At 73.5% G+C, this 21930-nt stretch carries 14 protein-coding genes and 1 pseudogene; 8 read left to right on the forward strand and 7 right to left on the reverse strand.

Going from position 1 to position 21930, the window contains the following annotated elements; translation table 11 throughout:
- Nucleotides 1–45: 45 nt before the first annotated feature.
- Nucleotides 46–1044, forward strand: a complete 999-nt coding sequence (locus ACZ53K_RS32515) for a DUF2637 domain-containing protein (protein WP_468843754.1) — start codon at nucleotides 46–48, stop codon at nucleotides 1042–1044.
- 190 nt (nucleotides 1045–1234) lie between these two features.
- Nucleotides 1235–2065 (forward strand): annotated as a pseudogene (locus tag ACZ53K_RS32520) (cytochrome P450); the annotation flags it as partial.
- Between the two features lie 10 nt (nucleotides 2066–2075).
- On the opposite strand, the gene ACZ53K_RS32525 reads toward ACZ53K_RS32520, so the two are convergent.
- Nucleotides 2076–2732 carry a hypothetical protein gene (locus tag ACZ53K_RS32525; protein ID WP_468843755.1) on the reverse strand — a complete coding sequence of 219 codons (657 nt, stop codon included), beginning with the start codon at nucleotides 2730–2732 and terminating at the stop codon, nucleotides 2076–2078.
- Nucleotides 2733–2879: 147 nt separating this feature from the next.
- Nucleotides 2880–3140 (reverse strand): hypothetical protein, encoded by a 261-nt coding sequence (locus tag ACZ53K_RS32530; RefSeq protein WP_468843757.1) that lies wholly within the window; start codon nucleotides 3138–3140, stop codon nucleotides 2880–2882.
- Nucleotides 3141–3414: 274 nt separating this feature from the next.
- Here ACZ53K_RS32530 and ACZ53K_RS32535 point away from each other — a divergent pair, with 274 nt between their 5' ends.
- Entirely contained in the window at nucleotides 3415–4710 is a 1296-nt protein-coding gene (locus ACZ53K_RS32535; protein WP_468843758.1) for an FUSC family protein, read from the forward strand.
- A gap of 154 nt (nucleotides 4711–4864) precedes the next feature.
- The gene (locus tag ACZ53K_RS32540) at nucleotides 4865–5842 is read left to right on the forward strand and encodes an iron-containing redox enzyme family protein (protein ID WP_468843759.1); all 978 of its coding nucleotides are present in this window, start codon (nucleotides 4865–4867) and stop codon (nucleotides 5840–5842) included.
- Here the strand turns inward: ACZ53K_RS32540 and ACZ53K_RS32545 are convergent.
- The 3 genes from ACZ53K_RS32545 to ACZ53K_RS32555 all read right to left on the reverse strand — a co-directional run bounded on the left by ACZ53K_RS32545 (nucleotide 5822) and on the right by ACZ53K_RS32555 (nucleotide 7716).
- Nucleotides 5822–6148, reverse strand: coding sequence for a CDGSH iron-sulfur domain-containing protein (locus ACZ53K_RS32545; RefSeq protein ID WP_468843760.1), 327 nt, complete (start codon nucleotides 6146–6148; stop codon nucleotides 5822–5824). The two genes, ACZ53K_RS32540 and ACZ53K_RS32545, sit on opposite strands and share 21 nt — an antisense overlap.
- Entirely contained in the window at nucleotides 6129–6791 is a 663-nt protein-coding gene (locus tag ACZ53K_RS32550; RefSeq protein ID WP_468843762.1) for a HemK2/MTQ2 family protein methyltransferase, read from the reverse strand. Before ACZ53K_RS32550 ends, ACZ53K_RS32545 begins: the two co-directional genes overlap by 20 nt.
- A gap of 157 nt (nucleotides 6792–6948) precedes the next feature.
- Nucleotides 6949–7716, reverse strand: a complete 768-nt coding sequence (locus tag ACZ53K_RS32555) for a 2OG-Fe dioxygenase family protein (protein ID WP_468843763.1) — start codon at nucleotides 7714–7716, stop codon at nucleotides 6949–6951.
- 263 nt (nucleotides 7717–7979) lie between these two features.
- Here ACZ53K_RS32555 and ACZ53K_RS32560 point away from each other — a divergent pair, with 263 nt between their 5' ends.
- Nucleotides 7980–9185, forward strand: a complete 1206-nt coding sequence (locus ACZ53K_RS32560) for a glycosyltransferase (RefSeq protein ID WP_468843765.1) — start codon at nucleotides 7980–7982, stop codon at nucleotides 9183–9185.
- A 120-nt stretch (nucleotides 9186–9305) separates the two neighbouring features.
- Here ACZ53K_RS32560 and ACZ53K_RS32565 read toward each other — a convergent pair whose 3' ends face one another.
- Nucleotides 9306–10103: an ABC transporter ATP-binding protein gene (locus tag ACZ53K_RS32565; protein ID WP_468843767.1), complete on the reverse strand. Its 798-nt coding sequence runs from the start codon at nucleotides 10101–10103 to the stop codon at nucleotides 9306–9308.
- Between the two features lie 154 nt (nucleotides 10104–10257).
- Here ACZ53K_RS32565 and ACZ53K_RS32570 point away from each other — a divergent pair, with 154 nt between their 5' ends.
- Entirely contained in the window at nucleotides 10258–11256 is a 999-nt protein-coding gene (locus ACZ53K_RS32570) for an ABC transporter substrate-binding protein (RefSeq protein ID WP_468843769.1), read from the forward strand.
- Between the two features lie 66 nt (nucleotides 11257–11322).
- Here ACZ53K_RS32570 and ACZ53K_RS32575 read toward each other — a convergent pair whose 3' ends face one another.
- Nucleotides 11323–12504: a M20 family metallopeptidase gene (locus tag ACZ53K_RS32575; protein WP_468843770.1), complete on the reverse strand. Its 1182-nt coding sequence runs from the start codon at nucleotides 12502–12504 to the stop codon at nucleotides 11323–11325.
- A gap of 147 nt (nucleotides 12505–12651) precedes the next feature.
- Between ACZ53K_RS32575 and ACZ53K_RS32580 the strand changes: the two genes are divergently transcribed.
- Entirely contained in the window at nucleotides 12652–20409 is a 7758-nt protein-coding gene (locus ACZ53K_RS32580) for an amino acid adenylation domain-containing protein (protein ID WP_468843772.1), read from the forward strand.
- A 37-nt stretch (nucleotides 20410–20446) separates the two neighbouring features.
- Nucleotides 20447–21871 carry a DHA2 family efflux MFS transporter permease subunit gene (locus tag ACZ53K_RS32585; RefSeq protein WP_468843794.1) on the forward strand — a complete coding sequence of 475 codons (1425 nt, stop codon included), beginning with the start codon at nucleotides 20447–20449 and terminating at the stop codon, nucleotides 21869–21871.
- Nucleotides 21872–21930: the final 59 nt, after the last annotated feature.

A 21930-nucleotide genomic window follows, 5' to 3' on the forward strand; every position in this document is an offset into this window, starting at 1 on the left:
CGGCCCCTTCCCCACCGGCCACCACCGATTCCTGTGAGAGCTGTTGTGAACGACAACCCGCGGGCCCCCGTGCCACCCGGTACCGGCCGGCACCGGCTGCCACGCCAGAGTACGGAGGAGCCCTTCGCCTTTCCCGGCGTCGGCGTCCCGTACCCGTACGACGGGCCCATGGGCCAGGAGCTGGCCGACGACGGGTGGGACGCCGCCGTCATGCAGGAACTCGGCCCCGAACTGGCGGAGCTGTGGGACACGGCCGAGCAGTACCCCCTGCCCGGCGGCCCGGAAGCCGCGTTCCCGGGCGGCGCCTACGTGTTCCACCCCGGAGAGGCCGCCTTTCACACCGGGGAGGCCGTCCGGCACCTCGGCGAGACAGTCCGGCACCCCGATGAGGCCGTCTTTCAGCCCGACGAGGCCGTCTACCACCCCGACGAGGTCGTCTATCACCCCGGGGAAGCCTCTTTCCACCTCTCCGGAAGCGTCTTCCCTCCGGACGAGACCGCTTTTTGCCCCGTCGGTGCCGCCGCCGACGACCGCGTTCCGCGAGCCGCCGACGACGTCTGCGCGGACGCCGGTGCCGAGCCGGACAGCTGGTCCTGGAAGCGTCTGCTGAGCGTGACGTCCGTCCTGATGACGGGGGTGATCGCGGTCGCCGTCGCGGCGCTGGGCGCGGTGGCCTCCTACCCGTCCCTGCGTGCGATCGCGGACGGCGTCGCCCCGGCGGACATCGCGGAACTGTGGCCGCTGCTGATCTACGGGCCCTGGGTCGTGGCCACCCTGTCCATCCTGCGCGCCCGTGCCTACCGGCGCCGCACCCTGCACTCCTGGGCCGTCGTGATCTTCTTCGCCGCGGTGGCCACGCTGCTGTGCATCGCCCGTGTGCACCCCTCCCCGGCGGGCATCGCCGTGGCGGGGCTGCCGCCGCTGACCGTCCTGCTCTGCTTCCACCAGTTCGTACGCCAACTCGACCTGGCCACCGCGCCGCAGTCCGTCGCCCGGCACGCGCAGAGCAACCGGGGCCAGCACCGCCACCGTTCCGGCGGATGACGGCCCGCGTCCCGGGCCGCATTCCACCCGTCGGGGGGCGTCCCGGTACCGGGACGCCCCCCGACAATGTGCGGCGATTTCATCGCCATCCCCTCCACCATGGTCGACAGACCGGCCCGGCCTCCTGCATTGTCGATTTCGCACGGCGGTACGCGCGGCCGGCTTCCGCCCCGCGGGCCCTCCGCGCGACTTCCGGCTGGAACCCGACACCGTCGGCGTCGCCGGACCCGCCCTGATCGACGCCGTGCTGCGCCGCAGGCCGGCCAACGCGGCCGAGCGGCCGACCTTCAAACCCTTGCAGGGCAGGGACATCAGCCGCCCCGAGTCATCCGCCGTCATGCGGGCCGTCTCGCTGGACGTCCGCGCGGCGCTGGAAAAGCCGGAAAACCCCGCCGGAAACACGGCCGACCTTTCCGGGGAATGGCCGCGGGCGGGACATCCGTATTTGCGTGACCGGGTTTTCGGGTCCGACCCTTTCCGGCTCCAGGTGCTGGTGGACCGCAAACTGGAATGGACCCCCAAACTGACCTGGACGGTCATCGCGGCGGGAGCCGCACTGCCGGGGTGCCCCGGAGCCGGTGCGCCGGTCTCCCGGCTGGCGGGGCTCACCGCCGCCGCGGCGGGCTACGGTGACCGGCGGTACGCCATGGGCCCGCCGTCGTGGAATCTGCTGCGGGGGGCGTCCCCGGAGTTCGCGGCTCTCGACGACCGGATCGGCCCGGCCGACGACATCCTGCTGCTCCCGCTGCTCAGCCACCGCGACCCGGCCCTGTGGGACGCGCCCGACGAGTTCCGCCCAGAGCGCTGGGAGGCGCTGGACCCCGACGACCAGCCCGGCTACCTCCCCTTCGGGCACGCCAACGAGCGGTGCTGGGGACGGCACATGGTCATGCCGCTGGCCGAACGCCTCCTGGACCTGGTACGCGAGCAGGGCCTCGCGGTGAGCCCGGAGCAGACGTCGGCGGAGGTGCCACTGGCCGGCCTGCTCGGGGTGTCGCGGATACAGGTCGTACGGCGCTGAACCGGCGGTCTCAGGCCGCCGCCGTGTCCACGAGGTCGGTGACGAACTTGCGGACCCGCCCGCGGAGCACCGGCGTGACACCGTGGATGACCTGCGCTCCGTACGCGACGGCCACCCCCGGCCCCGCGTCGGTCAGCCACCGGCTCTTGCGCGGCGCGCTCAGCCACTGCGGGGATTCCTCGTGGGCGGCGGGGCCGTGCGGCAGGCTGCGGCTCAGCGGTGTGCCCGGCTCGTACCCGTCGGCCGCGCCCAGCATCGTGTCGGTCCAGGGAGCGGAGTCCGACGTCGTCTCGATGTAGAACCGGCCGCCTTCCGCCGCGTCCGCGATCGTCACCCCGATCCGGCCGATGCGCCGGGGCGGCGTCCGGGGGCTGCTGATTCCGTCGAGGTGGGTGGGCACGCCCTGGCCCACGGCGAGTTCGGTGTAGCCCCAGTGACCGGACCCGGCGATGGACGGCATGCTGCGCCGGATCGCGGGCAGCGCCCGCCGTGTGGCGTCGGACAGCACGTCCTGGGCGGTCGCCGGGACCGGGAGCACCTCGGCCTGGTGGCGGGGCCGCCAGCCGGCCGCCTCGCTGTCCATGATCTTGACCAGCCGGGAGATCTCCTCGGAGGTGAGGAATTCCTCGACCGTCTGCAGCATGAGCGTCTCGCTGATGTGGATCACTTCGCTCTCCTCGTCGAAGGCCCGGGGTACCGGTCCGGTACTCCACGGTGCCGCCGCGGCGAGGGGGCGGGCAGGCGCAGACGGGGGCGCACACGCGCGTGATGGCTCGTACGTGCGTGCGCCCTGCGGGCGCCGCCCTCGTGGCCGTCACTTTCCGGTGAGCGAGGCGCCCTGCTCCATGTTGAGCGGCCGCGCGGCCAGCTCGGCGATGTTCAGGACCGCCTTGACGTTGGACTCGCTCAGCGGGATGCGCAGCACTTTGACGGCCTTGGACTCGGTGAGGGCGGCGATCGCCGGACTCGATGCCGAGTCGGCGGCGGCGGGCTGCGGGACCAGGGAGACCGCGCCGGCCGCGGCGAGCGCTGTGACGACTGCGGAACGGATACGCATCAGGTTCAGAACTTCCACGGGAATCGGAGATCGAAGATCGGAAATAGGGCATCGAAAGGGGCGGGGCAGGGCGGGGACCGCACCCAGTCAAGGCAGGCAGGCGTGCCGACGAAGCGCCGTGATGCGCGTGACCACTCCAACGGGTGCCCGGGATCACCCGGTCGGCCGATGGTCCGGCAGACGTGTTCGAGGCCGCCGCGACTAGCCCGGTCGATCATGGGTACCCAGCGCGCCGGGCCACCGAAGATCGCAGCCGGGACGGCCCGTACAGGAGTGAGCCCGGGAGGCGGAGTTGGCGGAGGCGAGGGGCGCGGTCGGCTGGCGGTGGCTGTGGTGGGAAGTGGCCGCGGTCGGCCGGACGGTGCGCGACGCGGTGCGGCACTCCGGGCCCGAGCGGGACACCGTCGTCCAGTCGCTCAAAGCGGCCGGCGCCGCGGTCCTGGCCTGGGCGCTGACGGGCTGGTGGCTGAACGCGCCGCTGGCCCTGATGGCGCCCTGGACCGCGCTGGCGCTGGTCGACGCCACCGTCTACCGCTCGCTGCGCTCCGGCCTCCAGCAGCTCGTGGTGATCGTGCTCGGCGCCCTGCTGGCCTCCGCGGCGATGGCCGCGACCGACGGCAGCACACTGGGCGCCATGCTGATCGTGCTGCCGGTGATGACCCTGATCGGCACCCACCGCAGACTGGGCGCCCAGGGCATCTACGGCGCGACCACCGCCCTGTTCGTCATCACCTACGGCGCCTACTCGCTGACCGAGGTCGGGCACCGGCTCATGGAGACGATGATCGGGGCGGTCATCGGCATCGCCGTCAACGCGCTGGTCCTCCCGCCGGTGCACTTGCGCAATGTGCACGACCAGCTCCGGCGGCTGCCCCGGGAGAGCGCCGAACTGCTGCAGATCATGGCCGAGGGACTGCGCGGCGAGGAGTGGAGCGCCACCGACGCCGCCGCCTGGCACGACCGGGCGCGCCGCCTGGGCCAGGTGCTGCGGGCACTGGCCAGCGCCCGCGAATGGAACGCCGAGAGTTCACGCTTCAACCCCGGCTTCCGGCTGCGCCGTACCGGGCCGCCTCCGCCACCGCCCGAGAAGGCCGACGCCGTGTGGGAGCGGGCCGCCGCCCACCTCGCGGCCATCACCCGCACGCTGGCCGGCACCACCGGGGACAAGGCCCGCCTGACCGCGCCCGGCGCCGCCTTCCTGCGGCGGTACGCCGACCTCGCGGACGAGGCGGCGACACTGTGCCAGGCCGAGGCGGACCTGATCGCGGACGGCGAGCGGGCGGAAGCGGGGGAACGCTACCGAAAGGCCCGCGAGCGCGCGCAGCAGCTGTACGACGGGCTCGCGGACGACTTCCGGGAGCAGCGCGACCCGCCGGCGGCCGCGGCGAGCGGTGAGCTGCTCGTCGAGATGAAGCAGTTGCTGCACGAGCTGACCCACTTCGCGGAGCCGGACGCGCCGGAGCACACGGGGAAGCAGGACAAGCGGGACAGGCCGGCGCGGCAGGGCAGGCCGGGAAAGCCGTGGGGCCGGGAGCGTGCCACCGGCGCCCCAGTCGATGCCCCCGCCCGGCCGTCGGACGCCGGCTGACCCCGCCCGCGTCATCCGCGTACGGGCAGCATCCGGGCCGGATGCTGGCAGCGTACGGGCAGGCCACCGCGGTGCGTTTCCCCGAGGACCCCGGGGGCACTCGTGAGCCACCTGGCACACCGTGCCCCGAACGGGTGAAGGGAAGGTCCGCGACGTGAAACGCCCCCCGGCCCGCGGAGACCTGTCGGCGGCGGTCGTCTCCGCGCTGGAGCAGCCACCCGGCACCGTCCGGCTGCCGGACAGCCGTACGGCGGCGGCGTCGGACCCGTACGGCGACGATCTGCACCTCGCCCTCGCCCTCTGCTACGAACTGCACTACCGCGGCTTCGACGCCGTCCCCGACACCTGGGAGTGGGACCCGGAACTGCTGCGCTTCCGCGCCGCCCTGGAGCACGCCTTCCTCGGCGCGCTGCGCGCCGACGTCCCCGGACCGGACGACGTGGACACGCTCCTCGACGGCCTCCAGGTGGAGCCCGCGGACGGCGACGGCGTCTCGCACTTCCTGCGCGACAAGGGCGAACTCTGGCAGCTGCGCGAGTACGCGGCCCAGCGGTCCCTCTACCACCTCAAGGAGGCCGACCCCCACCTGTGGGTCGTGCCGCGCCTGTGGGGCCAGGCCAAGGCCGCGATGATGGCGGTGGAGTACGACGAATTCGGCGCGGGCCGCGCCGAACGGGTACACGCACAGCTCTTCGCCGACCTGATGGCCGACCTCGGCCTGGACACCGGGTACGGCCGCTACCTGGGCGTCTGTCCGCGGCAGATGCTCGCCGTCAACAACCTGATGTCGCTCTTCGGGCTGCACCGCGTGCATCGCGGCGCCCTGGTCGGGCACTTCGCCTGGGTCGAGGTCACCTCGTCCCCCGGCTCACGCCGCCTCGCGCAGGCGCTGGAGCGGCTGGAGGCCGGACCGGCGGCCGTGCACTTCTACGCCGAGCACGTCGAGGCGGACGCCGTGCACGAACAGGTGGTGCGCCACCAGCTCGTGCGGGGACTGCTGCGGGAGGAGCCCGCGCTCGCCCCGGACGTCGCGTTCGGCATCGCGGCCACCGAACTGCTGGAGGACCGGCTGGGCGAGCACCTGCTCAGTGCCTGGCAGGCGGGCGAGTCCTCACTGTTCGCCCCGCTGTGACGCTCCGCCGTCCCGCGGCGCGGCATCGTTGGCCGTACGCGCGGCCGGGGGCCGCCGGCGGCCGCGGTGACTGGTGTCGCACCACGGGAAGGTCCGGCTGCGGCGGCACATGCACAGCGCCACGAACGGCCGGTCCGAACGGGCCGTCGTCCCGTCGTCCAGCTCCACCTCGACCGGACCTTCGATGAGCACCGGCCCTCCGGGGTCCTGGACGACCCGGCGCGCCTCCCTGCGTACGGTCTCCTCGCGCCCGGGTACGGGCCGCTGTCGATCTACGGGCTCCTGCTCACGCGGGTCGCTGCGCACGGACCACCACCAGCTCTTCCTTGTCCTGGCCCGGGGCGATCAGCCCCTGGGCCTCCAGCCACGGGGCGCGCTGCCGCATCACCGGCCCGAAAGGGATGAACCTCCGGTCGGTGACCGAGGTTTCCAGCCCGGCGCCCGTCAGCAGCTCCACGGTCCGGTCCGGGGCGCAGAGCTGCGAATGCACGAGCAGCAGCACACCGTCCGGGGCGAGCAGCGCGGGCACCTGCGCGCACAGCCGGTCCAGCACGGCCCGGCCGTCCGGCCCGGCGTCCCACGCCCGCGCCCGGCCACCGCGCGGCGGCACGGACGCCGGGCAGGGCACGTACGGCGGATTCGCCATGACCAGGTCGAAGCGGCGTCCGGCCACGGGCCGCAGCAGATCGCCGCGGTGCGCGCGCACCCGGTCCCCGTGCCCGGCGAACCAGGCGTTCAGCCGGGTGGTGAGGACCGCGGCGAACGCGGCGTCCGTCGCGGTGACCCGCCCGGCCCCGTGCCGCGCCGCGGCGACCGCCAGGGCACCGCTGCCCGCGCCCACGTCCAGCACCTCGGCACCGGGCCGCAGCTGCTCGCGCCGGAGGGCCGCGGCGAGCATCCCGGTGTCTTCCTGGGGCGCGTACACGCCAGGGGGTTTGATGAAGAACACGCGGCACGAGTACCCCGGAAACATCGTTCTTTTCACGACGGACGACATCAGCTGTTCAGCGCGGTGCCCGGCCTGCTGTACAGCCTCGGACAACGGGGACGGCGGTGACAACGGCGCACGAGCCGCCCACGCCGTCCTCGACGTCGGCGGGTGCGTGTCACGCGGCGGTGAGGGTGGTCACCAGTACGTCGCGGTACGCGGGCTGCGAGACGTCCATCGGCCGGATCGGGGAGACGCAGTGCAGCGAGTCCCGGTCGTCGGACAGCAGCAGGCTGCCCGGCCGGTACAGGGTGGTGGACAGCAGTTCCCGCCCGTCGTGGGTGTAGACGCTGCTCTGGCCGCCGGTGGCGTTCTCGCGGCAGACGAGCAGCGAGGACACCAGCGTGACGCCGTCCTTGTGGCGGCCCTCCGGGGTCGGGTCGCCCGCGTCGTCGGCCGTCGCTACGACCCGGAAGGGGTGCACCTTGACGATCCACCGTCCGGCGTCGTCCAGGGCGGCCGCCGCCTGCCCCAGCAGGCCGAACAGCGGGTGCAGCAGCGGGTCGGAGACGAACGCCTCGGTCAGCGGGTCGAAGTGCCGGTCCACCGTCTCGTACAGCGGGTTGGTGTCCTTCGGCTGGACGAACGGTGTGTGGGGCAGCTGGACGATTTCGCCGGTGGCCGGGGTGAGGGAGAACCGGCCGTATCGGCGCAGTCTGCGGGTGCCCTGTTCGGCCGCGTACCGGTCCTCGCCCAGCTCGTCCCAGTGCGCGGCGAAGCGCGCCCACGCGTCGTCGTCGGCGCCCAGTTGCCCCAGGACCGAGGCCGGGGACATCAGACAGACGGCGGAGCGGGTCAGGCACGAGCGGGCGGCCTCGACCGGGGAGCCGGCCCCGGCCGCGCCGCCGGTGCCGGAGGGCGCCGAGCGGTCGTCGATGTGCTCCACGTCGGTTGTCCGCCTTCCTGCCGGGCGTGCGCCGCAGCGCCTGCGTGGTCCCATCGTGTGGCGGCCCGCCGCTGATCGCATCTTGCGCGCACCCGGTACGCGGTACGCGGCGCCGTCGCGGGGCACGGGCCGGGCACTGCCCTTCCGAACGCTCTTTCATGCGGGATGACTCAATGTCGCCGTATGTCGTCACCTTGCTTTGACATGCCTTTTCGGCGCTTCCTACGGTGATCGCACCGCCCCCCGCCCAGAAATGAGGAACCATGCGCGTCCTGTGCACCGCGACCGGCTCACCGTCGCACGGCAGAGCCCTGCTGCCCCTGGCCCGCGCGCTGGCCGGGGCCGGACACGAGGTCACCGTGGTCACGACGCCCGAGGTGGCGCCCGTCTTCGCCGCCGACCCGGTCATGGTGGAGACCTGCCTGCCGCGGATCGACTTCGGGTCGGCGGGCTGGCAGGACGCCGGTGACGGCGCGCCGGGTGACGCGGAGGCTGCTCCCGGCAAGGACGCGCTGCTGCGGGTCATGATCGAGCGGCTCGGCGGGGACCTGGCCATCGAGACCCACGGCGTGCTGGCCGAACTGGCCCGTACCGTACGCCCGGACGTCATCATCCGGGACGGTATGGACTTCGGCGCGTGCCTGCTCGCCGAGCAGCTCGGCGTGCCCCAGCTGCCCATCCCCGCGGGCACGGTCAACACCCTCGATCCCGCGACCCTGCTCCCCGAGATGAACCGGCTGCGTGAGCAACTGGGCCTGCCCGTACAGGAGTCGCCCGGGTCGCTCTACCCGCACGGCCGCTTCGACTACCTGCCCGCCGAGTTGTCCTTCGCCCAGTTCCCGGCGACGGTCCTGGCCTACCGCCAGACCACCGTCGTGGACCGCACCGCGGGGCTGCCCGGCTGGGTCGCCGAACTTCCCACCGACCGGCCGCTGGTGTTCGCCGCGGTGGGCACCGCGCTGCCGATGTTCCGCGAGGTGCTGCCGGAGGGTGCTCCGCTGCCGGTGGGGATGACCGACCCGGCGGAGCAGCTGGGCATCATCATCGAGGGCCTGTCCCGGCTGGACTGCACGGCCGTGGTGGCGACCGGCGGCATCGAACCGGCCGGCGCGGAGCCCGCTCCGCACGTCCACCTGACCGACCGGCTCGCGCAGCCGCTGCTGCTGGAGTGCGCCGACCTGTTCCTGACCCACGGTGGTTACAACAGCATCCGGGAAGCGGTACGCACCGGCACGCCCATGGCGGTGCTGCCGAACTTCGGTGACCAGCTGCCCAACGCCGAGCGTGTGCAGGAGCTGGGCCTCGGCCGGTACGTGACCGACACCGCGCCGGAGGCCGTGGCCGCCGTGTGCCAAGAGATCCTGGACGACCGGGGCATCGCCGCCCGGATCCGGCGGGCCCAGCTCGCGAGCCTCGCCCTGCCGGACGTCGGCCAGGTCGTGGACGACCTGGAGAAGCTCATCGCCTGAGACGGCGGCACAGGCCGGGAGCGCGGCGGGTCCGTCATCGGGCGGGCGCGCCGCGCTTTCGGCTGTGTGCCCGGTGGTGTTCCGGCCGTACGGGGACACGGGGCTCGCGGGCCCACCGCGTCAGGACCGTACGGAGCCCGCCGTCGCGCGGGCCGTCGGCACGACCACCGGAGCGCCGTCGGAGGGTGCGGAGAGGATCTCCGCGTCGACGCCGTACAGCTCCTTCACCAGCGCCGCGTCGATGATCTCGCGCGGCGGCCCCGCGGCGACCACGCGGCCCGCCCGCATGGCGATGACGGTGTCCGCGTAACGGGCTGCCGCCGCGAGGTCGTGCACCACCATGACGATGGTCCGCCCGGCCGCCGCGACCTCGCGGACCAGGTCCAGCACCTCCACGGCGTGGCCGATGTCGAGGGCGCTGGTCGGCTCGTCGAGCAGGACGACGGGGGTTTCCTGGGCGAGGGCCATGGCCAGCCAGCAGCGCTGGCGCTGGCCGCCGGAGAGCTGGTCGAGGCGGCGGCCGGCCAGGCCGGTGGTGCCGGTCGCCTCCAGGGCGCGGGTCACGGCCCGTTCGTCCTCGCGGGACCACTGGCGGAACAGGCCCTGGTGCGGGTGGCGTCCGTACCGTACGAGGCCGGCCACGGTGACCGCTTCGGGGGCCTGCGGGGACTGGGGGAGCAGGGCGATGCGGTGGGCCGCCTCCCGCTGCTTGAGCCGCCACACGTCGGCGTCGCCCGCGAACACCCGGCCCGAAGCGGGCTCGTGCAGGCGGGCCATGCAGCGCAGCAGGGTGGACTTGCCGCAGCCGTTGGGCCCGACCACCGCCACCACCTGACCCGACTCCACCGTCAGATCGACCTGGTCGACGACCGGGTGCCCGGCGTATCCGGCGGTGAGCTGCTCGACGCGGAGTTCCACTGAGGCCGGCCTTTCCCCGGGGCCAGAGGTCACACCTCTTGCCCATTTGTCATAAGGTAAGGCTAACCTTAACGCTAATCGGCGGAAGTGTGGCTGCCCCGGCAGCCGTACGCACGCCTCGTCACGTCATGTCCCATTGAACCCGGAGTTCTCGATGACCGTGTCCCGCCGCCCCCTTCTCACCGCCCGACGCCGTACCGCATCGGCCGTCGCCGCCCTCGGTGCCGCGGCGCTCCTGCTGACCGGCTGCGGCTCGGACGCCGGCGCGGACGCCAAGGACAAGGACGGCAAGGACACCGCGGCCTCCGGCACCCGTACGGTCAAGGACGCCACCGGCAAGGTCGTCGAGGTGCCCGCGCACCCCCAGCGCATCGTCACGCTGACCCAGGAAGACCTGGACGCGGTCCTCGCCCTGGACATCAAGCCGGTGGGCATCACCAACGGGCAGGGACTGGACGAGCCGCCGGCCTACCTCAAGGACAAGGTCAAGGGCATCGACATCGTCGGCGGACTGCTCAAGCCCGTCATGGACAAGGTCGTCGCGGCCAAGCCCGACCTGATCCTCGCCGGGGACATGCAGGACGAGCAGGTGCTCAAGCAGCTGCGCGAGATCACCCCCGCCACCCTGGTGACCATGGCGCCCACCGACGACTGGAAGATCTCCTTCCGCGGCATCGGCAACGCCGTCAACAAGCTGAACGACGCCAACAAGGTCATCGCCGGCCACGAGGCCGCCGCCAAGAAGGCCGGCGAGCAGCTGGGCGACAACAAGGGCGCCGCCGTCTCCATCGTGCGCTGGAACCCGGACGGGCCGAGCTGGATGGAGAAGAAGCAGTTCGCCAGCGGCGTCGCCCTGGAAATGGGCCTCAAGCGGCCCGACAACCAGAACAAGGACGGCAACGCGCACGCCCCGTCGCTCAGCCTGGAAAAGATCAACGAGATCGACGGCGACTGGCTCTTCCTGTCCACCCTGACCTCCGACGGCGAGAAGGCCCTCAAGGACGTGCAGACCAAGCCCGCCTACAAGGAGCTGGGCGCGGTGAAGAAGGACCACGTCGTGACGGTCAACGGATCCGTCTGGTCCACCCGCGGCGGCCCGCTGGCCAGCGATGTCGTCATGAACGACATCAGCAAGGCGCTGAGCAAGTCCTGAGCCGGCGCGGCCCGCACGGCCGCTGCGGTGCCGGTGGCACCCCCTCGGGGCGCCACCGGCACCGTGTCATGCCCCGGCCGCGCCGCCGCTCTTGGCGTACGCGAAGTCCGCGGCCGTCCAGGCCAGGCCCACCGCGCCGTCGAGCAGGGCTCGCATGGCCCGCGGTGACACCGCCGCCTCCGCGAACTCCGGCTCGTGCGGCCCGCAGACACCCCCGCTGATGTCCAGCACCGGGTGGATGGCGGGTACCACATGGGACACGTTGCCCATGTCCGTACAGGCGAAGGGCCCGCGCTCGACCGGCTCGGGACGGCCCAGGGCGCGCGCGTTGGCCTCCCACAGGCCGATCAGTCCCGGGTCGCCGCGGAAGTCCAGATAGTCGGGCTCCGGGCGCTCCAGGGTCACCTCGCAGCCGGTCGCCAGCGCACCGGCCCGGAAACACGCCTCGACACGCTCCCGCAGCTCGCGCAGATCCTCGGCGGCCTCGGCGCGGATCTCGTACTCGGCCGTCGCACGATCCGGTATCGCGTTCGGCGCGGAACCCGCAGAGGTCGTGACGCCGTGCACCCGCCACTGCGGCGGCAGTTGCTGACGCAGCAGGCCCAGGGCGACCTGGGCCACGGTCAGCGCGTCGGCCGCGTTGCGGCCCTCGTGCGGATTGAGGCTGGGATGGGCGGTACGGCCGGTGTACGCGACGGACAGGGTGCCGAGCGCGAACGACCGGAAGTCGGACATCTCGAACGGGCACGGGTGCACCATCATCGCCGCGTCCACCCCGTCGAACGCACCGGCCTCCAGCAGCAGCGCCTTGCCGGCACCGCGCTCCTCGGCCGGTGTGCCCACGACCCGGACCGTCAGGCCCAGTTCCGCCGCGTACGGGGCCAGGCCCAGCGCCGCGCCCACCCCGGCCGCGGCGATCAGGTTGTGGCCGCAGGCGTGGCCGAGGTCCGGCAGGGCGTCGTACTCGCAGGCGATGGCCACCGTGACCGGGCCCGACCCGGCGGTCGCGACGAACGCGGTGTCCAGCCCGTACGCGGGCGCGGTCACCTCGAAGCCGTGCTCGCGCAGCAGTCCGGCGCACCAGGCGGCGGCTTTCCGCTCGGTAAAGGCCGTCTCCGGATGGCCGTGGATGCGGCGGCTGAGGCCGGTCAGAGCCGCTTCTTTACCCGTGATGTGCAGCCGCACGGCGTCCTTGAGGGCGGCGAGCGGGGCGGCGGGACCGGGGGCGGGGCTGGGGGCGGACGTCATCGTCTCCTCTTCGGGGTCGGTGGCCGGTGCCGATGGCGGTCGGCGGCACCGCAGAAGAGTAAAAATAACTTAGGCTTCCCTAAGTTTGTGCGCGGGCTGCCGGCCGGTCCGCGAAGGTCGGATTCCTCCCTGGGAGTTGTCACACACATGCATCAGCGTCCGGTCGACCAGGCTGTCCCCGCGGCACTGTCACGCCCCGGCACTCCTTCGCCGCGGCCCACGGAGCCCGCTGCGTTCCCCCTGCTCACCGCACAGGCCGGTATCCTTTACGCGAGTCAACTGGATCCCAAGAGCCCGGCACTCAACACGGCCGACGTCGTCGAGATCCAGGGCGCCCTGGACGAGGCGCTGTTCGAGCGCGCCCTGCTGCGTACGGTCACCGAGGCCGAGACGCTCGGCGTCTGTGTGAGCGAGACGGACGGCGTTCCGCGGCAGCACGTGACACCACCGGACGCGGAACGGCTGCTGCACCGCATCGACCTGCGCGGCACCGGCCGGCCCGCCGAAGAGGCGGCACGCGACTGGATGCGCACCGACCTCACCCGGGCCGCCGACCTCGGCGAAGCCGGACAGGTCACCACCCAGGCACTCTTCCGCGTCGCCGACGACCGGTACTGGTGGTACCAGCGGGTGCACCACATCGCGGTCGACGCGTACGCCCTCCAACTCGTCGGCAGCCGCGTCGCCGAGCTGTACACCGCCCTCGCCACCGGACAGGAGCCCGCGCCCGCCCGCTTCGCGCCGCTGCGCGACCTGGTCGAGGACGAGACGCGGTACCTGCAGAGCGAGCAGTACACGGCCGACCGGGAGTTCTGGGCCGGCCGGATGGCGGGACGGCCGGAGCCGGTGACCCTGGCGAGTGGGTCGGTGAGTGGGATGGCGAGTGGGACGGCGACCGGCCTGGAAGACCGTGCCACGGACACCGGTGTTCCCGGGGCCTGCATGGGGGACACCGGGGCTCGTATGGAAAGCACCGGGGCCCCCGCCTCTGCCGCCTCGCTCGCCGACGCCATCGCCTCCGGCGACGTCCTCCGCACCCGTACCGACCTGCCCGCCGCGGCGCTGGACCGGCTGACCCGGGCCGCCGAAGCGGTCAAGGCGACCTGGGCGGAACTGGTCATCGCCGCGACCGCCGGCCACCTGCACCGTGTCACCGGCACCGAGGACGTCGTACTCGGCCTACCGGTGACCAATCGCCGCGGCCCCGCCGCCCTGCGCACCCCGGCCATGACCGTCAACGTCCTGCCCCTGCGCATCGCCGTACGCCCTCAGGACACCGGCGCCGGACTGCTGCGCCGCATCGTCCTCGAAATGCGCGCGGTACGCCGCCACCAGCGCTACCCGCAGGCCGACATCCGCCGCGATCTCGCGCTCTCCTCGGCCGCCGTGCCACTGACCGGACCCATGGTCAACATCAAGCCGTTCGACGGCGACCTCGGCTTCGCGGACCTGCCCGGCACGGTCCACAACCTCGCCGCGGGCCCCGTCGAGGACCTCGCCGTCACCGCCTCGCCCGACGCGGACGGCGGGCTGCGCATCAGCCTCGACGCACACGCCGCACGGTACGCCGGAGACGAGATCGCCCGGCATCGCGAATCGTTCCTGCGCTACCTCGACGGGCTCGCCGAACTGCTGCTGACCGACCCGCACCGCCCCATCGGCACCATCGACCTGCTGGATGCCGACGCGATACGCCGGGCCACCACCGGGCGGGACGAGCCGCACACCGGCCGCACCCTGCCCGCCTACTTCGCCGAACAGGCCGGCCGCACCCCGCACGCCGTGGCCGTCCGCACCGGCGACACCGCGCTGACCTTCGCCGAACTGGACGCCGCCGCCGACCGGCTGGCCCACCACCTGACCGGCCTGGGCGCGGGCCCCGAACGCGCCGTCGCCCTCGCTCTGCCGCGCGGCACCGACATGATGGTGTCGCTGCTCGCCGTCCTCAAAGCGGGCGGCGTCTGCCAGCCCCTCGACCTCGGCCACCCGGCGGCCAGGACGCTGGCCGTCCTCGAAGACGCCCGCCCGGCCTGCGTCATCGGCACCACCGCGACACTGACCGGACTCCCTCCGCACGGCCTGCCCACCGTCGCGCTGGACGACACCGCCACCGCCGAAGCGCTCGCCGCGCAGCCCACGGGGGCGCCCGCCGCGCCGCCCGCGCCCGGCCAGGCCGCCTACGTCATCCACACCTCCGGCTCCACCGGACGCCCCAAAGGCGTCGTCGTTCCCCACGCCTCGCTCGCGAACCTGTACGCCGGGCACGGCAGCGACCACGTCGCACCCGCCGTCGCCCGCACCGGCCGGGAACGGCTGCGGGTCGCCCACAGCGCGTCGTTCGCCTTCGACGCGTCCTGGGACCCGGTGCTGTGGATGGTCCACGGGCACGAACTGCACCTCCTCGACGACGCGTCGTACCGCGACCCCGCCGCCCTCGCCCGGTACGTGGACGAGCACCGCATCGACTACCTCGACGTCACCCCGTCCTACGCCGAAGCCCTGCTCGCCGAGGGGCTGCTGGACGACGGACGGCACCGCCCGGCCGTGATCGTCGTCGGCGGTGAGGCCGTACCCGTACCGCTGTGGGAGCGGCTGACCAGCACCGAGGGGCTGCACGCGGTCAACCTCTACGGGCCGACGGAGACGACCGTCGACGCGTACTACTGGACCGCTCCGGCGGCGGGCGGCAGGGACACCGGCACCGCGGCCCCCGAGGGGCGGCCGGTGCGCGGCTCCCGGGCCTACGTCCTCGACTCCTGCCTGCGGCCCGCGCCGGACGGCGTGACCGGCGAACTGTACGTGGCGGGCGCCTGCCTGGCCCGCGGCTACCTCGGGCGCCCCGACCTGAGCGCCGAACGCTTCGTCGCCGACCCGTACGGAGCGCTGCACGGCGCACCCGGCAGCCGGATGTACCGCACCGGGGACCTCGTACGGCGCCGGGCGGACGGCACGGTCGAATTCCTGGGCCGCAGCGACGACCAGGTCAAGATCCGCGGCTTCCGCATCGAACTCGGCGAGATCCAGGCCAAGCTGGCCGAACACCCCGACGTCACCCAGGCCGCGGTCATCGCCCGCGACACCCCGCACGGCAAGCGACTGCAGGCGTACGCGGTGCTGCGGGCGGGTGGCCATGGTGTGAAGGCCGAGGAGGCTGCCTGGGCTGATGGCGCTGCCGGGACCGATGGCACGGCCGGAGCCGATGGCGCTGCCGGGACCGGCGCGGGTGCCGGGCGCGGTGGCGAGGAGGCCGGGGGCACGGTCTCCGCCTCTTCCCCCGGGGCCCCCGCCCCCGCCCCACCCGCCCCCGCTCCCACCCCCGCCGTCCTGCGCGCACACCTCGCCGCGGCGCTGCCCGCGCACATGGTCCCGGCCACGGTGACGCTGCTTGCCGAACTGCCGCGCACCGCCAACGACAAGCTGGACCACCGCGCCCTGCCGGACCCCGAGCCGGGCGTCCCCGGCCACGGCGGCTACGGCGGCGCCAACGGCACCGGTCCGCACACCGGCAGCGGCCCCGATACCGGCAGCGGCCCCGATACCGGCATCGGCCTCGGTACCGGCTCCGGTACCGGCTTCAGCATCAGCCTGGGCGGTACGGACACCACCGTCTCCGACAGCCCGCACACCGACATCATCCGCGGTCTCCTGGCCGATCTCCTCTCACTGGACACGAGCCCCCCGGCGGACGCCGGGTTCTTCGACCTGGGTGGTCACTCGCTGCTGGCGGCCCGGCTGGCCGCGCGTATGCGGGAGATCTTCCAGGCGCCCGTCAGCACCGCGGACGTCTTCCGCAACCCCACCCCGGCCGCGCTCGCCGCACTCGTCCACGCCGCGGCTGCGGCGGACGACACCGCCGATCCGTCCGCGGCCCTGCCCGCGTCCCCCGTACCTCGCACCGGACACCTCCCCCTCTCGCCCGCCCAGCAGCGGCTCTGGTTCCTCCACCGGCTCGAAGGCCCCAGCCCCACCTACAACATCCCGCTCGTGCTGCGCATCGACGGACCGGTCGACCGTGGCGCGCTCCAGCTCGCCCTGTGCGACCTGACCGCCCGCCACGAGACACTCAGAACGGTATATCCGACCACTGACAACGGCGGTGAGGAGCAGCCCTGCCAGCGGATTCTGCCCGCCGGCCACCCGCTGGCCCGGCCGGAGGTGCACCTCGCCGAGCCCGGTGGCGACGACCTCACCGAGGCCGTACGCCACTGCTTCGACCTGGCCGCCGAACCCCCGCTCCGCGCCACGCTGTTCAGCGACGGCCCGGACCGCCACACCCTGCTCCTGCTGCTGCACCACATAGCCGGTGACGGCGCCTCCACCACGCCCCTCGCCCGCGACCTCGCCACCGCCTACACCGCCAGACACGCGGGCCGAAAACCGGAGTTCGCCCCGCTGCCCCTCCAGTACGCCGACCACGCCGCGCGGCAGCAGCAGCTCCTCGGCACGCCCGCCGAGCCCACCCCGCTCGCCGCCGCGCAGCTCGCGCACTGGAAGCAGGCGCTCGCCGGGCTGCCCGACCAGCTCGAACTGCCCACCGACCGGCCCCGCCCGGCCGTCGCCTCGCACGCGGGCGACACCGTCCCGTTCGCCCTCGACGCCGCGGCCCACGCCGCCCTCCAGCACCTCGCCCGGGCCACCGGCACCAGCGTCTTCATGACCGTGCAGGCGGGTCTGGCCGTCCTCCTGACCCGGCATGGCTGCGGCACCGACATCCCCCTCGGCACCCCCGTCGCCGGCCGTGCCGACGACGTCACCGCCGCCCTCGTCGGCTTCTTCACCAACACGATCGTGCTGCGCACCGACACGTCCGGCGACCCCGCGTTCCGTACGCTGCTGGAGCGGGTACGGGCGACCACCCTCGCCGCGTACGAGCACGACACGCTGCCCTTCGACCACCTCGTCGAGGAGCTGAACCCGCGGCGTTCGCTCGCCCGGCACCCCCTGTTCCAGGCGATGCTGGCCTGGCAGTCCGTGCCGGACGCCGCGTTCGCGCTGGGCCCGCAGGCCACCGCCCGGCTGACCGCGGTGCCGTCCGGTACGGCCAAGTTCGACCTCACCCTCAACGCGGGCGAACTGCCCGGCGGCGGTATCGGCGGCTTCTTCGAGTTCCGTACGGACCTCTTCGACCGCGCGACCGTACAGGGCCTCGCCGACCGGCTGACCCGGCTGCTCATCGCGGCAGCCGACGCCCCGGACACCCCGCTCGGCCTGCTGCCGCTGCTCGGCGACGAGGAACGCCACCGCGCCCTCGTCGAGTGGAACACGCCCGCCGAGCCTCTCGCCGTACGGCCCGCGGCCACGCTTCCCGAGGTCTACGAGGCCGCCGCCCGCAGCCACCCCGGCCGTACCGCCGTCAGCTGCGACGGGCAGTCCCTCACCTACGCCGAACTGTCCGGCCGCGCCCACCGCCTGGCCCGGCTGCTCGCCGCCCGCGGCATCGGCCCCGGCTCCATCGTCGCGCTCGCCCTGCCGCGCTCCGTCGACCTGGTCACCGGCCTGCTCGCGGTCTCCCTCGCCGGAGCCGCCTACCTGCCGCTCGACCCGGACTACCCGGCGGACCGCCTCGCCTACATGCTCGGCGACGCCGCCCCGGCCGCACTGATCACCGACAGCGTGACCGCGCCCCGGCTCCCGGCCCACACCCTGCCGCTGATCACCGTGGACGGCGGCGCGGCCGACGCGTACGACGCGGCGCCGCTCACCCAGGCCGACCGCACCCGGCCGCTGCGCCTCGACGACGCCGCGTACGTCATCTACACCTCGGGCTCCACCGGCCGCCCCAAGGGCGTCGTCGTCACCCACCACAACGTGACCCGCCTGTTCACCGCCACCGACCACTGGTTCGGCTTCGGCCCCGACGACGTGTGGACGCTGTTCCACTCCTACGCCTTCGACTTCTCCGTCTGGGAGCTGTGGGGCGCGCTGCTGTACGGCGGCAAGGTCGTCGTCGTACCGCATCTGACCAGCCGCGACCCGCACGCCTTCCGGCAGCTGCTGGCTGCCGAACGGGTCACCGTCCTGAACCAGACGCCGTCCGCGTTCTACCAGCTCGCCGCCGCCGACCGGGAGAGCGACGGCTCCGGACTGGCGCTGCGGTACGTGGTGTTCGGCGGCGAGGCGCTGGAGCTGGGGCGGCTCGACGACTGGTACGAGCGGCACGTCGACGACGCGCCGGTCCTGGTCAACATGTACGGCATCACCGAGACCACCGTGCACGTCTCGTACTTCCCCCTCGACCGCGCCACCGCCGCCGGCGCCACCTCCAGCACCATCGGCGTCAACATCCCCGACCTGCGCGTCTACGTCCTCGACGACCGCCTCCAGCCCGTACCGCCGGGCGTCACCGGCGAGATGTACGTCGCGGGCGAGGGCCTGGCCCGCGGCTATCTGGGACGCGAGGACCTGACCGCCACCCGCTTCGTCGCCGACCCGTACGCCCACCTGTTCGGTGAGCAGGGCAGCCGCATGTACCGCTCCGGTGACCTCGCCCGGCGCCGTACCGACGGCGCCCTGGAGTACTTCGGCCGCGCCGACCAGCAGGTCAAGCTGCGCGGCTTCCGCATCGAGCTGGGCGAGATCGAGGCGGTGCTCGCCGCGCACCCCGCCGTCGCGGACACGGCCGTCGTCGTCCGCGAGGACACCCCCGGAGACAAGCGGCTCGTCGGCTACGCCGTCCCCGCCGCCGGGCAGGCTCCCGACCCCGCCGCCCTGCGCGACCACGCCGCCGCCGGACTGCCCGTCCACATGGTCCCGTCCGCCGTCGTCCTGCTCGACCGGCTGCCGCTGACGAACAACGGCAAGCTGGACCGCACAGCACTGCCCGCACCGGACCGCCCGGCCGCCACCGGACGCGCGCCCCGGACTCCCCGCGAGGAACTGCTCTGCTCGGTCTTCGCCGAGGTGCTGGGCCTGGACCGGGTCGGCGTCGAGGACAACTTCTTCGACCTCGGCGGGCACTCGCTGCTCGCGGTCCGGCTGGCCGGCCGCGTCAAGGCCGTACTCGGCACCGAGGTGTCCATCGGTACGGTCTTCCAGTCGCCGACCGTCGCGGCGCTCGACGCCGCCCTGGACGCCGTACGCCACGACGACCCGCTCGACGTCCTGCTGCCGCTGCGCCCCGCCGCCGAGGGCACCGGCAGCGGCCGCGCCCCCGTCCACTGCGTCCACCCGGCAGGCGGCCTGAGCTGGTGCTACGCCGGACTCATCCGCCACCTGCCCGCCGACGTACCGATCTACGGACTCCAGGCACAGGGCGTCGGCGCCGCCACCGCCGACCAGCCGCTGCCCGCCACCCTGGAAGAGCTGGCCGCCCACTACGCCGCCCGCGTCCGCGAGGTGCAGCCCGAAGGCCCGTACCGGCTGCTCGGCTGGTCCACCGGCGGCATCATCGCGCACGCCATGGCCACCCACCTCCAGGACGAGGGCCACGAGGTCGAACTCCTCGCCATCCTCGACGCCTACCCGGCCGAGGGCTTCCGCGGCCTGCCCGTACCCGACGAGGCCGAAGCCCTCGAATCGCTGCTCACCATGGGCGGCTACGGGCCGGACAGCCTGGCGGGCAAGCCGCTGACCACCGTCAACGTGGTGGCGGTCCTCCAGCGGGAAGGCAGCCCGCTGTCCACCCTGTCCACGGACACCATCAAGGCGCTCGGCGCCATCTACCTCAACACCAACGACCTCGTACGCGCCTACGACCACCGCGTCTTCCGGGGCGATGTGCTCTTCTTCCGGGCCGTCGTGGACACCATCGACGACACCCTCACCCCCGACACCTGGACGCCCTACGTCACCGGCCGCATCGACAACACCGACGTCGCGTGCTCCCACAAGGACATGACCCTGCCCGAGCCCATCGCGCACATCGCGCGTGTGGTGGCCGACCGCCTCACCGAACTGGAGGGGTGACCCGGTGACCACCACCGAACCGAGAACCCGGCCCCGGATGAATCCGAGGACCGTCGTGGTCCTCGTCTACACGGCCGCCATGTGCATGAACGGCCTCGACTCGACCATCGTCAACCCGGCCCTGTTCACCATCGCGGGCGACTTCGGGCAGCCCGTCTCCGCCGCCAACACCGTGGAGACGGCCTTCCTCGTCGCCCTCGCGCTGGCCCTGCCGGTCGCCGGCTGGCTCGGCGACCGCTACGGCACCAAGCGCGTCTTCCTCGGCGCGCTCGCCGTCTTCACCGCCGCCTCGGCCGCCTGCGGCCTGGCCCCCGGCCTGTCCGCGCTGGTCGTGGCGCGGGCGGTGCAGGGGCTGGCGGGCGGCCTGCTGACCCCGGTCGGCATGACCCTGCTGTTCCGCGCGTTCCCGCCGCACGAACGGGCCAAGCTGGGCAAGGTCCTGATCGTGCCCACGGCCCTGATGCCCGCGCTGGGACCGCCGCTGGGCGGCTTCCTCACCCAGCACCTGTCCTGGCACTGGCTGTTCTTCGTGAACGTGCCGATCGGCATCGCCGCCGTCCTGCTCGGCGTCCTCGGGCTGCGCGAGCACGTCGAGGGCGTACCGGGGCCGTTCGACCGGGCCGGGTTCTGGCTCGCCACCCCGGGCCTCGGACTGCTCACGTACGCGCTCGGATTCGGCCCGTCACACGGCTGGACGCAGCCCGCCGTCGCGGCCGCCGCCGTACTCGGCGTGGTGCTGGCGGTGGCCGCCGTGGTCCACCAGCTCCGTGCTCCGGAGCCGCTGCTGAAGCTGCGGCTGCTGGCGGACCGCGCGTACGGCACGAGCACCGCGCTCGCCGTGCTCACCGCCGCCGGACTGATGGGCGTCCTGTTCGTCTTCCCGCTGCTCTACCAGGCGGCACTGGGCGCCTCCGCCCTGGACGCGGGCCTGAGCGTCTTCCCCGAGGCGATCGGCCTGATGCTCGCCTCCCAGGTCGTCGACCGGCTGCTGCCGCGCATCGGCCCGCGACGGCTCGTGGTGCCCGCGCTGCTGCTCGCCGCGGTGGTCTTCGCCGCCCTCGCCGTGCCGGGCGCGGCGGACAACGCCTGGCTGGTACGCGGCCTGATGTTCGCCATCGGCCTGGTGCTCGGCACGGCCGTGCTCACCGTCCAGCTCGCCGGCTTCGAGAACGTGGCGCCGCCCGACATGGGCCGCGCGATGGGCCTCTTCCAGATCGTGCGCACCCTGGGCGGCGCCCTCGGCATCGCCGTCTGCGCGGGCGTGATCGGCGTGCACGGCACCGGCAGCACCGGCCCGGGCCCGTACCGGGTCGCGGTGTGGGTGACGGCAGCACTGGTCGCCGTGGGCGCACTCATCGCCGTACGGCTGCCGAAGGACCCGCCGCAGCCGCCGCCGTTCGACGACGACTTCGACGGGGACGAGAAGGCGGGGGAGGGGGCCGAAGCCCCGGCGGCGGGCTGATCAGCCGCCCCGCCGGAAACGGCCGCGCCCCGGGCCCGCACTCGGGTCCGGGGCGCAGT

The organism is Streptomyces sp. NPDC033221, from assembly GCF_055577005.1.